Origin of the sequence: Pseudomonas kermanshahensis (genome assembly GCF_014269205.2) — a bacterium.
Classification (GTDB): Bacteria; Pseudomonadota; Gammaproteobacteria; order Pseudomonadales; family Pseudomonadaceae; genus Aquipseudomonas; species Aquipseudomonas kermanshahensis.
The window spans coordinates 1,924,914-1,938,385 of record NZ_JABWRY020000001.1 but is presented as its reverse complement, the minus strand read 5'-3'; the positions used below and the strand labels follow the sequence as shown (position 1 = coordinate 1,938,385).

General features: G+C 63.2%; 10 protein-coding genes. 5 read left to right on the top strand and 5 right to left on the bottom strand.

Annotation, left to right across the window (positions count from 1 at the left end):
• Positions 1–48: 48 nt before the first annotated feature.
• Positions 49–522, top strand: a complete 474-nt coding sequence (locus HU764_RS09120; protein ID WP_085273138.1) for a YMGG-like glycine zipper-containing protein — start codon at positions 49–51, stop codon at positions 520–522.
• A 36-nt stretch (positions 523–558) separates the two neighbouring features.
• On the opposite strand, the gene HU764_RS09115 is transcribed toward HU764_RS09120, so the two are convergent.
• On the bottom strand, positions 559–1,464 hold the full coding sequence (locus HU764_RS09115) for a LysR family transcriptional regulator (RefSeq protein WP_027596219.1): 906 nt from the start codon (positions 1,462–1,464) through the stop codon (positions 559–561).
• Positions 1,465–1,964: 500 nt separating this feature from the next.
• Between HU764_RS09115 and HU764_RS09110 the strand changes: the two genes are divergently transcribed.
• On the top strand, positions 1,965–2,351 hold the full coding sequence (locus tag HU764_RS09110; protein ID WP_027596218.1) for a VOC family protein: 387 nt from the start codon (positions 1,965–1,967) through the stop codon (positions 2,349–2,351).
• Between the two features lie 85 nt (positions 2,352–2,436).
• Positions 2,437–3,006, top strand: coding sequence for a hypothetical protein (locus HU764_RS09105; RefSeq protein WP_186703197.1), 570 nt, complete (start codon positions 2,437–2,439; stop codon positions 3,004–3,006).
• A 121-nt stretch (positions 3,007–3,127) separates the two neighbouring features.
• On the opposite strand, the gene HU764_RS09100 is transcribed toward HU764_RS09105, so the two are convergent.
• Entirely contained in the window at positions 3,128–4,819 is a 1,692-nt protein-coding gene (locus HU764_RS09100) for an MFS transporter (RefSeq protein ID WP_186703198.1), read from the bottom strand.
• Between the two features lie 199 nt (positions 4,820–5,018).
• On the opposite strand from HU764_RS09100, the gene HU764_RS09095 reads away from it, so the two are divergent.
• The gene (locus tag HU764_RS09095; protein ID WP_186703199.1) at positions 5,019–5,702 is read left to right on the top strand and encodes a helix-turn-helix domain-containing protein; all 684 of its coding nucleotides are present in this window, start codon (positions 5,019–5,021) and stop codon (positions 5,700–5,702) included.
• Here the strand turns inward: HU764_RS09095 and HU764_RS09090 are convergent.
• The 3 genes from HU764_RS09090 to HU764_RS09080 form a co-directional block, all read right to left on the bottom strand.
• A complete protein-coding gene (locus tag HU764_RS09090) occupies positions 5,685–6,575 on the bottom strand; it encodes a sterol desaturase family protein (RefSeq protein WP_186703200.1) in 891 nt (296 codons plus the stop codon). The genes HU764_RS09095 and HU764_RS09090 overlap by 18 nt on opposite strands.
• A gap of 411 nt (positions 6,576–6,986) precedes the next feature.
• Positions 6,987–7,406 carry a VOC family protein gene (locus HU764_RS09085; RefSeq protein WP_186679795.1) on the bottom strand — a complete coding sequence of 140 codons (420 nt, stop codon included), beginning with the start codon at positions 7,404–7,406 and terminating at the stop codon, positions 6,987–6,989.
• A gap of 66 nt (positions 7,407–7,472) precedes the next feature.
• On the bottom strand, positions 7,473–8,399 hold the full coding sequence (locus tag HU764_RS09080) for an alpha/beta fold hydrolase (protein ID WP_186703201.1): 927 nt from the start codon (positions 8,397–8,399) through the stop codon (positions 7,473–7,475).
• A gap of 185 nt (positions 8,400–8,584) precedes the next feature.
• Between HU764_RS09080 and HU764_RS09075 the strand changes: the two genes are divergently transcribed.
• Positions 8,585–13,465: an NEL-type E3 ubiquitin ligase domain-containing protein gene (locus HU764_RS09075; RefSeq protein WP_186703202.1), complete on the top strand. Its 4,881-nt coding sequence runs from the start codon at positions 8,585–8,587 to the stop codon at positions 13,463–13,465.
• Positions 13,466–13,472: the final 7 nt, after the last annotated feature.

The following is a 13,472-nucleotide window of genomic DNA, read 5'->3' as shown; positions in this document are numbered from 1 at the left end:
AGGCGGACTATCCTGTGAGAGGGGGTTCACGCCCACAGGAGGTGTGCCATGCGTTCGCTCACATGGAGTTACCTGCTGGTGCTGCTGTGCACAGCACCTGCCGCCCAGGCGCAGTCAGTGGTACCGCTGAAAGGCCAGAGCAGCCAGCAGATGCAACTGGACATCAATGATTGCAATACCGTCGCCACCAATGCCGCGAACAGCGCCTCGACATCCAGCGATGCCCACGTCGGTGGCCGGGTGCGCGGCGCGGCAGCCGGCGCAGCTGCAGGTGCCGTGGGTGCGCAAGTCCGCGGCAATCAGCATGAAGAGCTGTATGACCGGGCCAGTGACGATGCCAAGCAGCAATACCGGCAAAACCGCGCCGGTGAAACCGCCGCTGCCGGTGCGGCAGTGGGGGGCATGCGCCAGCGCCAGGATCGCCGCCAGGACCGGCGTACCCAGGGCGAAGCACAGAGCTCGGCCCATGCCAGCGCGTACAGCGGTTGCCTGCAAGGGCGTGGGTACCAGGTCAACCCTTGAACGTTTGATGCACCAAGGTCAGGCCGACGGCAGGCATTAGAACTTGGCCAGTTCTTCCCGGCAAAACTCGACGAACAGTTGTGCCGGTTTGGTCAACTGAACCCGCTTCAAGCGGGCTGCCGCCAGCCCCGACAGCGCCACAGGTTCGGCGATATCGACCATCGCCAAGCGCTGCCCGTCATAGGTGCATTCCGAATGTGGACGGGTCACCAACAGCGAAAAACCGAACCCCTGCCCCACCATCCCGCGCACCATCTCGATCGACGGTGAGCTGAAGACGATGTTCGGGGTCAGGCCCATTTCGTTGAACAAGCTGACGAAGTAGGTCCGGCTGGGCGCCACGTCCAGCAAAATCATCGGCTCGGGGCAGAGATCGCGCAGCGAGACTTGGCTTTGCCCGGCAAAGCGGTGCTTTTCGGGCAACAGTACATAGGGTTTTTGCGGCGGCATCAGCGGCTCGGCCTCGATGGTGCCGTCCAAGTCGTGGTCGTAGAGAAACGCCAGGTCGAAGGTGCCGGCGGTCAGGCCCTGGATCAGGTCCTGCTGCTCGCCATCGCGCAGGCGGATGTCGACGCCTGGGTAGCGTTCGCGAAAGCCGGCGATCAGGCGCGGCAGGTACAGTGGCGCCACTGTCTCGAAACAGCCGATGTCGATTTGCCCAGCCACGGTGTCGTTGTCGGCCAAGGCGTTCTGCTCGAACTCATGGGCCATCTGCAGCAGCGATTTGGTCTTGGCGTAGAAGCGCTTGCCGCTGGGCGTCAGCGACACACCTTGGGCGTGGTGGCGGATGAACAGCTGCACGCCAAAGCTTTCTTCCAGGCTCTTGATGGCCGTAGAAATCGACGGCTGGGCGATGTACAGCTGGCGCGAGGCCTCGGCGACGCTACCGGCCTCCACGGTGGTGACGAAATACTTGAGTTGTCGCAAGGTATAAGAAGCCACAGGCACCTCTCCGGCGCCGCCTGGGCGCGCTGGTATTTTGCCTGTCACTTTAACGTGGCGCCTGGCTGCCGGGGGATTGGGTGATGAAGGATTTACCTATGGCTTGAGCATGTTTTTTAGTGGGGGGCGCCATGCGCCCCCCGTTACGCGGCTCACTCAAAGGGAATGTTCGCTAACACGCACTCGTCACCGACGCGCTTGTAGCCTGGTGCACAAGGCGCGCCGACTACAGGGGCTGCACCTCGGGTACGCCACGATACGGTTTTCTGAGTTACCACTTCCTCCACGTGCTCGAGGTGATCAAGGGATGGCGATTCGTTCTTCGGTTCATCTTGCATGGTCATTTCTCCGGTTTATGTGAACTGCCCATTCAAGCTACAACCTGCTTGCGCCCATACCCACCGGGAAATGCCCCAGCCCCTGCACACTGAAATGAACCCCGGCGCTGCCCAAAAGGTCTTTAATGAAAGTGGACAAGTCCCAAAAAACGGTGTGCGCCTATGAAGATCGTTGTCACCAGTATTCTTGTCGACGACCAGGCCAAGGCCTTGGCTTTCTATCACTACGTGCTCGGTTTCATGCCCAAACATGACATCCCCCTGGGCCGGCACCGCTGGCTTACCCTCACCTCACCCCACGAGCCAAACGGCGTCGAGCTGCTGCTGGAGCCTGATGCCCACCCTGCGGCCAAAGTGTACAAGGCTGCGCTCAAGCAGGACGGCATCCCCGTCACCTCGTTCGGCGTGCGCGACATCCAGGCTGAATACACCCGTCTGTGCGCGGCCGGCGTGCAGTTCACTCAACCGCCAACCGCCGCAGGGCCAGTGACCGTGGCCGTGTTCGACGACACCTGCGGCAACCTGATCCAGATCGCACAGAAACACTAGCGGTCACCCCCGCCTGGCGGGCACGCGTGGCCCGCCCTCCGCTATAGTTGCCTTTGCTTACTTGCGCAGCCAACAAGGAAAACAAATGCGCCACGAATTCAGTGAGGTCCTCAACGACCTGATCGATTACTTCCTGGTCGGCGACATTCAGTTGCTCGAGCGTTTTAAGCAAGAGAACGATTTGGCGGACGACTTGGCCCACGCATTCACCCATGACGACAGCGGTGACAAGGCGGTGCGCGAAGGTGTGGTACTGCCCATTGCCGGCATCGATAACCTGCCCTACCGGATCATCTTCACCCTCGATGGCCACACCCCTGCCCTGCGCGAGCCGGGTAGCCGCCTGAAGCATCAGCGTTCCGGCTACGTACTGCGCGTTGAGCACCGCGCGTTGATGCTGTACACCTGGCGCATCCTGCAGCACTTCACCAACAAGGCCCTCGGTGATCTATTGGCACGCTACCAGGCGCCTGGGCGGCCGATCATCGAGCTGGACAACGGCTGGTATGACGTGGAGGTGCTCGGCGGTGCGGTGGTGCGGGACGGGTTGTACGAGCCGGCGTTCGAGTTCGTGTTGAAGAAGCGCTGGAGCCGCGGGGAAGCCACCGGGGTGGATACCGGGTACGCCTTTACCCTACGAGGGTATTTTGACTGAGGCAGGTCATGCACGCTTCGGTAGGCGCAGCCTTGTGCTGCGAAGAGGCCGGGGATAGCAGCGAAGATCTTCGTTGTTATCACCGGCCTCTTCGCAGCACAAGGCTGCTCCTACACGGGTTTCATGGCCTGACTCGGGTGTGGCTGATATCGCGGTCCTTGGTCTCCGGCATGAAGAAGATCCCCAGCACCGCCGTCATCAGCGCAATCACGATCGGGTACCACAAGCCGTAGTAGATATCCCCGGTCGCCGCCACCATGGCAAACGCCACGGTCGGCAGGAAGCCGCCGAACCAACCGTTGCCAATGTGGTACGGCAACGACATCGAGGTGTAGCGGATGCGCGCCGGGAACAGCTCGACCAGCCAGGCCGCAATCGGCCCATAGACCATGGTCACGTAGATCACCAGGATGGTCAGCAGCAACAGCACCATCGGGTAGTGAATCTTCGCCGGGTCAGCCTTCTCGGGGTAGCCCGCCTCCTTCAGCGCCCCGACGAGGGTGGCGGTAAAAGCATCGCTCTGCGTCTTGAGGTCGGCTGCGGCCAGGCTGCGGCCATCAAAGCTCGGGATAACCCGCTCGCCAATCCGGATCTGCGCCACGCTGCCGGGCTCGGCCTTCTCGTTGGAATACGGGATCGCCCGCTTGGCCAGCAGGCTCTTGGCGATGTCGCAGGAGCTGGTGAATTTGGCCTTGCCCACCGGGTCGAACTGGAACGCGCACTGGCCAGGGTCAGCCACCACCACGATCGGGTTCTGCTCCTGGGCGACGAACACGTCCGGGTTGCCGTACTCGGTCAGGGCTTTGAAGATCGGGAAGTAGGTCAGCGCGGCGATGATGCAACCGGCCATGATGATCTTCTTGCGGCCGATGCGGTCCGACAGGCTGCCAAAGATGATGAAGAACGGCGTGCCGATCAGCAGCGAACCTGCGATGAGCAAGTTGGCAGTCTGCGGGTCGATCTTGAGCGTCTGCAACAGGAAGAACAGCGCATAGAACTGCCCGGTGTACCACACCACCGCCTGGCCGGCGGTGCCGCCAAGCAGCGACATGATCACCACTTTGAGGTTTTCCCAACGGGCGAACGACTCGGTCAACGGCGCCTTGGACGCCTTGCCCTCGGCCTTCATCTTCAAGAACACCGGCGACTCGTTGAGCTGCATGCGGATGTACACCGAAATGACCAACAGCAGGATCGACAGCAAGAACGGAATGCGCCAGCCCCATGCCTCGAACGCCTCGGTGCCCATGGCCGTGCGGCAGGCCAGGATCACCAGCAGCGACAGGAACAGCCCCAGGGTCGCGGTGGTCTGGATCCAGGCGGTAAAGAAGCCACGCCGGCCCTTGGGTGCATGTTCGGCCACATAGGTCGCCGCGCCCCCGTATTCCCCGCCCAGTGCCAGGCCCTGCAGCAGGCGCAGGCTGATCAGGATGACCGGCGCCGCCACGCCAATCGAGGCATAGCTGGGCAACAGCCCGACCAGCGCGGTAGACAGGCCCATGATGACGATGGTGATCAGGAAGGTGTGCTTGCGCCCGATCAAGTCACCGAGGCGGCCGAACACAATGGCCCCGAACGGCCGCACGGCAAAGCCTGCGGCAAACGCCAAGAGGGCGAAGATGAACGAGGTGGTTTCATTGACGCCGGCAAAGAAGTGCTTGGCGATGATCGCGGCCAGTGAGCCGTACAGGTAAAAGTCGTACCATTCGAACACCGTGCCCAAGGATGATGCGAAGATGACCTTGCGCTCCTCCCGGGTGATACCGCGTTGGGGCGCGCTACTGCCCGTGGATGCGCTGTCGAGAACCGCCATCGGTTGCCTCCGTCTTGTCGTTATCGCAGGCCGGAGTACCTCACACCCATTTCACCGTCGCACCCAGGCCCTAGGGCTTGCATTGGTTGCGCGAAGCACGACGAGGCAGACCGCCTCGAATCGCAGCAAGGTATCTGAAGCATAATCGGCTTTGCTGGGATATCCACTCGCTTGATGGCGAGCGGCCACAGGGGGATGCATGAGCGAACGGACAACAGGCTGGCAAGGCGAGATCTGGCTGGGCAGTGATCATTGCCTGCTGGTGAGTACCCTCGGCACTACCGACAGCCATGTCCACTATGCCCATCAGGTGCTGGTCGCCCTCGACGGCGAGGTCGAGGTACAGCTTGGCGATCAGTACCACAGCGGCGCGCTCGTCATGATCCCTTCGCAGCAACCGCATGCGATCATCAGCCAGGGCGTGCCTTGCCTGACGCTCTTCGCCGAGCCACTTGCCTTCGACCTGGCCGACCTTGGCCAGGCTTGCCGGCAAGCCGATAACAACCCTCAGCGCCTGGCCGAATGCCTGCGGCAATGGCCGCGCCGGGCCCTGGACCCTCGCCTGGCGAAAGCGCTGCAACGTGTGCGTGCCCTGGACGAACAGGCGCTTTCGGCACGTGAGCTGGCAAATACCGCGGCCTTATCGATCAGCCAACTGGAGCGGCTGTTCAGCGGCGCACTGAAATTGTCGGTCCGTCGACTGGTGCTGTGGCAGCGCCTGCGCGTGGCGTTGCGCCTGGCACTAAGCGGCGTCAGCCTCACAGACGCCGCACTGGCTGCGGGGTTTGCCGACTCTGCGCACTTCGCGCGTAGCGTCCGCCGCCAGTTCGGGCTCAGCCCCAGCACCGCACTGCGCCAATTGCGCTTACGACCGCTCGCCTAACGCCGTGCGCAGTGCCGCAGGCAGTACCGCCGGCGGGTGGGCGTCGCCTTCGGCCCACGGCTCACGCAATTGAGCGAGATAGGCCTGCGGGTAATCGGGGCGGTCGCCAATGCCCATGTCATCGTCCGCCAGCGCATAGCCCGGCAGGTACAGGGCCGTACCGAGCAGGCGATCCCACAGCGGGAAGAACAGCGCGAAGTTGACGTCGCCGGCGCTGCCATACTTCAAGTGGTGCAGCCGATGCACTGGCGCCCAGGCGAACAAATGGCGCAGCCAGCCGATGCGCATGTCCACATTGCTGTGCTGCAGCAGCAATTGGATAGACACGCTGAAAGCCAGCAACAAAGCCACGTCCCAAGGCAGGCCGACCAACAACAACGGCAGCGTGCCCGCCAGGGCTTCAAGCAGTTGGTGCAGGGGGTGTTTCATCAAGCCATTGAAACCGTACAGACGGGTGACACTGTGGTGCACCGCATGCAAACGCCAGAGCAATGGGCTGCGGTGGCTGGCGTAGTGCACCAAGGTAATCCCCAGGTCGGCCACGGCGATGGCCAGCAGCAACTGCAACGCAAGCGGCCACTGCGCAGGCCACAGGCCCGTCATCGGTAGCCAACCGGCCAGCAACGGAATGGTCGCCACACTGCCGATGTTGAGGCATTCGTTGACCAGGGCATGGCAAAGATCTCGGCTGCCCTCGCCTTGAGGTTGGTTCCAGGCTGCCTTGTACGGGAACAACCGTTCACAGGTGAAGGAGAGCCCGACAGCAGCGGCCAGCAGCAGGAGCAACCATAAGGGGCTGGCATGACTGGCGACGAGCCAGAGTGCGGCGCTGATGAAACCGAACAAAAAGACCGGGGCATAGAGGGTACGCATGAGCGACTCCAGGAAAGTTGGAGCCGCCAGTGTTTAGGCAAGTGCCGGGGGAGCGCTTGAACGAACGGCGCAGATGCGCACTGTGTACATTATTGAAGATCAGGCAAAGGGAAGCGGCTGTAATGGGGCCCACAACCTCTGAGCTGGAATTTACCGCAGAAAGCGCCCGATTTCTGCCAACACCCCATCAGCCTGTTTCCGGTGTGGCACATGCCCACAGCCCGGTATCAGCCGCAACACGCCGGGGCCCGACGTAAGCGCGACAAGGCGCTCGGGGTGAGACTGGGAGCCGAACTCGTCATTATGGTCCGCGAATGATGGGGGCACCCTGCGCCTGCAACGGCGACCACTCTTGGGCGAACAGCGTGCCTTAAGTCGTGGCGATCCAGTGCTCGTGCGTCTGCAAACCCGTCATGACGCCTCCAGCACCGGCCCTTTGAGCTCGACCTGGTTGCCATCGGGGTCGAAGCAGTACAACGACGGCCCTTCGCCTTCGGCGCCGTAGCGGTTCTCGGCAGGCTCCACCGTTACACCCGCAGCGCGCAGGTAAGCGGCCAATGCCGGCTCATCGAAGGGCTCGATACGCAGGCACAAATGATGCAGGTTACGCCCCTCTGCGCCCGGCGCGGCGCCACCCGGCTGCCCCAGCACACCGTCCAGCGTGACCAGGTCGATCATGGCAGTGCCCGTCGCCAGGTGGACCATGCCCAGGTCTTCACGCACCTTGCTGACCGTGCAGCCCAGCACGTCCACATAAAAGGCGAGGCTGCGTGGCAGGTCGCTGACCCGCAGGACGAGGTGGTCGATGTGCTTGATGGCGAACGGTCGCATGCCGGGGACTCCTTGTGGCGTGTGCGCAGGTCAGACGCCACCATAGCCCACTATTCGGCGTGCTCGCTACTCATTGACCAAGCGCTGTAACTGGCCACCTTCATGACGTGCCAGCAGCCGCAGCAACTGATCGACCAACGCCCGGTCCGGTGCCTCAAGGTGGAAATGGTGCCCGCCAGGGTGCCATGAAACCCGCGCATGGCCAGGCAAAGCCGCTTCACGCTGGGCGTACGCATTGCCGCTAAAGGCCCCTTGTCGGCCGAACATCAGGTACAGCGGGCATTGGATCTGGCTGAGCAGGTCACAGGCTTCGCGCTCGGTCAACGGCATGGGTTCGGGCAGCACCAAGCGTGGATCGTGGCGCCAGCAATAGCCGTCGCCTACCTGCAGCAGGTCACGACGGGCCAGCAACCGCGCAGCGTCCTCCGACAGCTCGCCGTCCAGGCGCTGGCGGCGCTGCTGCAAGGCCGCTTCAATCGTGTCGAAGCGGCTCGCGTCGGGTTCGCCAAAACCCTGTAGCTGGCTGCGCTGGACCATCCGTTTAAGCCGGTAGGAGCGCGCCAGATGCTGCACGCGGTCATCCTCCGCGACCGTGAACGGCGCGCCCATGCCATCGAGGAAGGTCATGCTGGAAATGCCGCTGGACAGGGCGGCAAGCAACGAGGCGATGCCGCTGCCCATACCGTGGGCCAGCACATGGAAGTGCGCCAGGCCCAGGCTGTCAACCACCGCCAGCATATCCTCGGCATGCTCCCAGAGGTAATAGCCGCTGTCGTGGCGCCGATGGCTGGAGCGGCCATGGCCGACCAAGTCCGGCGCCACCACGAAACAGCCGTCGAGCAACGGCCCGAGCCGATCGAACGAGGCGGCGTTGTCCAACCACCCATGCAAGGCCAGCACCGGGATACCGTCTTCCGGCCCCCAAGTGCGTACCGCTATTTCAATACCGTCGAGGTCAAGCAAATGATCCTTGGGACCGCACAGCGAACGCATAGAAGCTCCCCTTGGCTGCAAACCGGCCGCCATGGCCTACCCCACCCTCTCGCAGATGCACCTGCACTGTTGGCCCCTCACCGACCCGTACATGCGCGAGACCGACCGCTGCCGGCAATTATCTACCGCACCCCGGCACACGGATGAGGGTCGACTACCGCCTCCCTGCTCAAGAGGTCGGTACCATGACAAGCACTCCACCCTTACATCACGCGCAGATCACGCGCACGCTGCCGCTATGGAGCAAAGCCCTGCACCCCGGCCATGCCGAACGCGTCGTGCAGCGGGTACGCAAGGATTACCTGGCGGCCGATGGCACGCCTTACAGCTGGTACGCCAGCGCCGAACCCGAGCAGCGCCAGCAACTGCGACTGCTTGTCGAGACCCGTGACACCTGCCTCGCCCAGCTCCGCCAGGCATTGCCGGGCTTCAAAGGCATCATCGAATTCTGCCGACCGCTGCTGACCGAGCGCCTAGGCCTGAACGTGGCGGTGGACCAGGCACAGTATGTGTTCCAGCCCTTCGAGCCCATCAGCAACCCATGGGTCGGCGTGCCCGACCCACAATACCCGTTGGTACCGGAGCAGCCGATAGACGTGCTCGCTACCCGCCCCGTCGGCGCGCCGCAACCGCGCAGCTTGTTGGAAGCCGCCCTGCACAACTTCGAGGGCCTCACGGAAGTCGGTGCCTATAGCCGGCTGACCCGCGGCGCCGGCGATGAGTCACCCTTGCAGGGCCTGACCATGGCCAGTTTCGTTCAGCAGTGCCGGGCGCTGGACCTGGGCCAACAGTACCAAGGCCACCTTAAGTCTACCCATGAAGGCGCGAACCGGCTGGAAGTCGAGCGCTTGTCGATTCAGGCGAGCCGCGAGTGCTTGCGGGTGCAGGCGCAGGTTGCCTGGCTCAAGGGCCTGCTGAGCGAACGCGGGCGCACTGCGCTGATGCAACTGTGCAGCAATGTCACCGCACCGACCTATGGTGAGCACAGGCTGCAGTGCTGGCGTTTCAGCCTGTTCGATATTCCTCTGCACGAAATCCTGCTTATCGGGCCTGATGCCCCAAATCAGAGCAACCCTTGCATCCTCTACATCCCGGACGACAGCGTGCACTCGGTGCGCGAGTTTGCTTCGGTCCAGGCGGTCGGGCAGCACCTGCGGCACCGGTTGCAGCGCCGCGAATTCCGCCGTGCGTTGCTGCAGTTCGCCTATAAAGACCGGCAAGTGGAACTGACGGCCAAACTGGAGCACGCGCTGTTCGAGGTGGATGCGGCCGGCAACCGCAGGCTGCGCAGCAATCCGCTTTTGCACGTTACCCCTTCGCCCTTGGGCAATGCGCCCTGGCCGACGCTGTACAGAGCGCACCTGGCACGCATGAAGGCCGACGCCAAAACCATCGCTGTGCCCACCGCCGAAGTTGACGCCAAAGCACGTAACGCGCGCCTGCAACACTGGTTCGAACTGGGCATGAACGTACTCAACGTCGCCGCGTTCTTCGTCCCAGGGTTGAACACCGCCATGCTCGGGGTATTTGCCTATGACCTGATGAGTTCGGTGTTCACCGGTTTCGAAGCCTGGGAGGAAGGCGACACCGCGCAGGCGCTGCAGCAGGTGCAATCGTTGGCCATCAATGCCGCAGTGCTCGCCGGGTTCGCCGCCGGCGCCAAGGTCATCCAGGCGTCCGGTTTCGTCGATGCGCTGAAGGCAGTGTGGCAGGAAGACCGCGAACTGCTGTGGCACCCAAACATGGCGCCGTATGCCAGCAGTGTGGTGCTTGCCGAAGGTGCAAAGCCCGAAGCACTCGGGCTTCACCAACACCAGGGCAAGGCCTACGTGGCGCTGGAGGGCACCCTGTATGAAGTGTTCCAGGACCCTGAACAGCACTGGCGCGTGCGTCACCCCGACTCCCCTCAGGCTTATGCGCCGCACGTGCGGCCGATCGGCGACGGCCGCTGGCAGCTGGCCCATGAACATACTCACGAATGGGACGACATACAGCTGCTGCGCCGTCTCGGCCATCGCAGCCACGGGCTGGACGATGCGCAATTACTCACCGCCCTACGCAGCACCGGCACCGACACGGCCAGCCTGCGCCGTGCCCATGCTGCTGGCGTACGCCCCCCAGCATTGCTGGTCGACACGCTGCTGCGCCTGCAACTGGACAACGAAGTGGGCACTCTCATAGAACACGTACGCCACGGCCTACCGCTCGCGGCCCACAAAAACTATGCCCTGCCCGAACTGCTCAACCTGCCGAAGTGGCCGCAGGATAACGTGCTCAAAGTCTTCGAAGGCCCAGAGCCGTGGGGCAAGGCAGTGCGCTACGGGCCGCCCGTCTCACCGGGGCAGATTGAGATCGAGATCACCCGCGCCGACCTCGACAGTGGCGCACTGAGCCAGACGGTGTTGGCGCGGATGGATGAGCCCACGGTGCAATCGATGCTTGGCGATACCCCGCACGCTCAACGCGCCTCGGTACTGAACGACACGCTTGCTGAGCATCTGGCCAACCGCCGCGGGGCGATATTCGACAGTTTGCAGCAAGGCCATCGTCAACCGCAGAGCCCAGCAGCGCAGGCCCTTGCCCGCCAGTTCCCAGGCCTGCCGGACAGCGCCCTCGACGAAATCCTCGACCATGCCAACAGCATTGAACGTCAGCGCCTGGCCGCAGGCCGAGTGCCCCTGCGCATCGGCGAAGAAGCCCGATTGCTGCAAGCTCGCGCCAGGCTGGACCGAGCCCTCATCGGGCTGTACCGGCACAGCCTGGCCAATGCAGACAGTGAACGATTGCAACAGGCCTTGCACGCCGAACACCCATTGGCCACTGCGGCCGAACGGTTCGAGATCGCGCTTGCCGATCGGCAGCACTGTGCCGCCCTGCTGGGTCAGCAACCGATCAAACCGGGGTTCCGCTCGCCCATGCGCCTGGCCAATGGCAGGCTCGGTTACCCGCTCAGTGGCCGTGGTCAAACTGGGGCGGCAGCGCGTCGTTTGCGGGCGCTATATCCAGAACTCGATACTGCGCAAATCAGCGCATTGCAATCCGAGCTGGCAGAGGCCGGCGACCTGGGCACAACGATCAACCGCTTGGAAGCTGAGCAGCGCAGCCTGGACCGTGATCTGGGCCGCTGGATCGAGAACGCGCACGACTTGGAAGACCGCCGAAACCGCCAGCAATGCGCCGAGCGCCTGATGAGCGCCTGCCGCCGTGAGGGCGGTGAACAACGCAACCTGTTATGGCTGGAGCGTATTCGCTTGCGCGAGCTGCCAACCCTGACTGCCGCCATGCCGCATATTCATGAATTGAGGCTCGACGGCTTGCGCCTGGAGCGCCTGGAAGGCGCTTTCCTGGCCAACTTCCCTCACCTGCAGGCATTGGACGTGACCAACAATCCGCACATGAATGCCGAAGCCTTGTTCGAGGCGCTGCGGTCCGCCCCCCGGCTGCGCGATCTGAACCTGACCGGCAATGCCCTGCGGGCTCTCACGCCTGCGGCTCGGCAAGCCATTGGCGCGATGCCGGGCCTGCGCATACTCAATTTGCGCAGTAATTTTCTGGAACTGGATGACGCCAGTTTGCAATTTCTGACCCGCCTGCGCCTGGACGCACTGGGCCTTGGGGACAACCACATCACCTTGGATCAAAGGCTTGCCGCACGCTTCCAGGACATGGTCCACCCTCAGGTGTTACACCTGGATTTCAACCCGCTACAAGTCGCCCCCGACCTGCGCTTCATGGCCCGCCTCAGCCACCTCAACCTGCACCGCTGCGACTTGCAGCAATGGCCCGAAGGCCTGACCACCCTGATGAGCCAGCCACAGTATCGGCTGCGCTACCTTGACCTGTCTTACAATCGCATCCGCAACGTGCCCGACCTGCCTGGGGTACTACGTACACCGTTTGCCCGTGATGTCTCAGCGCGTTTGCCTGAACGCCGCTGGCTGTTCAACTACAACAACCTGGAGGCCGAAACACGTACACGCCTGGGTGACAGCGGCGTCAACGTTTTTGAACACGCGGGGGCGATGCCCGAGTGGCAAGCGCTGTGGCGCAACCCGGCGAGCGACGCCCAAGAGCAACTGTGGCGCGATCTGTTCGAGCAGGGGGAGAACAACGACCTGCAAGGTGTTCTGGAACGCCTGAGCCAATCCGCTGAAGCACAGCGCGATGCGCAGAGCCTGCGCAACCGTGTCTGGGCGTTGCTGGAAAAAGCGGCTGGGGACAGTGCGCTGCGCGAACGCCTGAACACGGTGGCCCAAGACTTCCCGCCCACCTGCGGGGATGCCGGGGCCGACGCCTTCAGTGCCCTGGAGATCGAAGTGCTGGCTTACGAGGCGGCGGGCGGCGCCGGTACTCGCCCTGGCGAGTTGCTGGCGCTGTATCGGAAGCTGTACCGGCGCGATCAGGTCAACCAGTTGGCTGACCGCATCAGTGTCCGCCGGTCGCTACGCAAACAGGCGCTGCAAAACCATGAATTCGACGAAGCACTGCCGCCTCACGATGTGCTTGATGACCCCGCAGCGTTTCCCGACGGCGAATTGCAAAACGGCCTGGTGGACGATATCGAGCTTCGCCTGGCCTTGCGCCAATCCCTGGCCGGGCCGCTGGGCTTCCCCGAGCCTAGCCACGGCATGCGCTACCGTGACACGGCCCAAGTCAACCAGGTCATCATCGACAGGGTCGAGGCCGCCGTACTCGCCCTGGACGCCGACACCAATGCCCGGCTGCAATGGCTTATCGAACAGCCGGGGTGGGTAAGCTACCTAAAGCGCGAGTATGCCGCGCAGTTCACGTTGCTCACCGACTTCTGGCGACAGGGCCACGACTACCTCTTCTACTGCCTGGATGAGACCCAGGAAGCCGTTACCCGTCTGGACAGTTCGGTGATACGTGCGTTGATCGAAGCCCTGCCAGCCTCGCCCGTGGACGAGCAAGGCAACCTTCACCGCGTGCCACTCAACGATGGGCAGTTCGACCGCGCCATGCGTGCATTGACCGCTGAACAGCAAGCGGTGGAAGCGGGCCTGCTGGCCAGCCTCACCCGACAGGCGCAAACCCTGGGCGGTTAAGCAGCAC

Bases quoted from the DNA above. Each gene is read 5' to 3' on its own strand.
- HU764_RS09120 (WP_085273138.1), top strand. From the start codon at position 49: ATGCGTTCGCTCACATGGAGTTACCTGCTGGTGCTGCTGTGCACAGCA.
- HU764_RS09110 (WP_027596218.1), top strand. From the start codon at position 1,965: ATGAAGATCGTTGTCACCAGTATTCTTGTCGACGACCAGGCCAAGGCC.
- HU764_RS09105 (WP_186703197.1), top strand. From the start codon at position 2,437: ATGCGCCACGAATTCAGTGAGGTCCTCAACGACCTGATCGATTACTTC.
- HU764_RS09100 (WP_186703198.1), bottom strand. From the start codon at position 4,819: ATGGCGGTTCTCGACAGCGCATCCACGGGCAGTAGCGCGCCCCAACGC.
- HU764_RS09095 (WP_186703199.1), top strand. From the start codon at position 5,019: ATGAGCGAACGGACAACAGGCTGGCAAGGCGAGATCTGGCTGGGCAGT.
- HU764_RS09090 (WP_186703200.1), bottom strand. From the start codon at position 6,575: ATGCGTACCCTCTATGCCCCGGTCTTTTTGTTCGGTTTCATCAGCGCC.
- HU764_RS09085 (WP_186679795.1), bottom strand. From the start codon at position 7,406: ATGCGACCGTTCGCCATCAAGCACATCGACCACCTCGTCCTGCGGGTC.
- HU764_RS09080 (WP_186703201.1), bottom strand. From the start codon at position 8,399: ATGCGTTCGCTGTGCGGTCCCAAGGATCATTTGCTTGACCTCGACGGT.
- HU764_RS09075 (WP_186703202.1), top strand. From the start codon at position 8,585: ATGACAAGCACTCCACCCTTACATCACGCGCAGATCACGCGCACGCTG.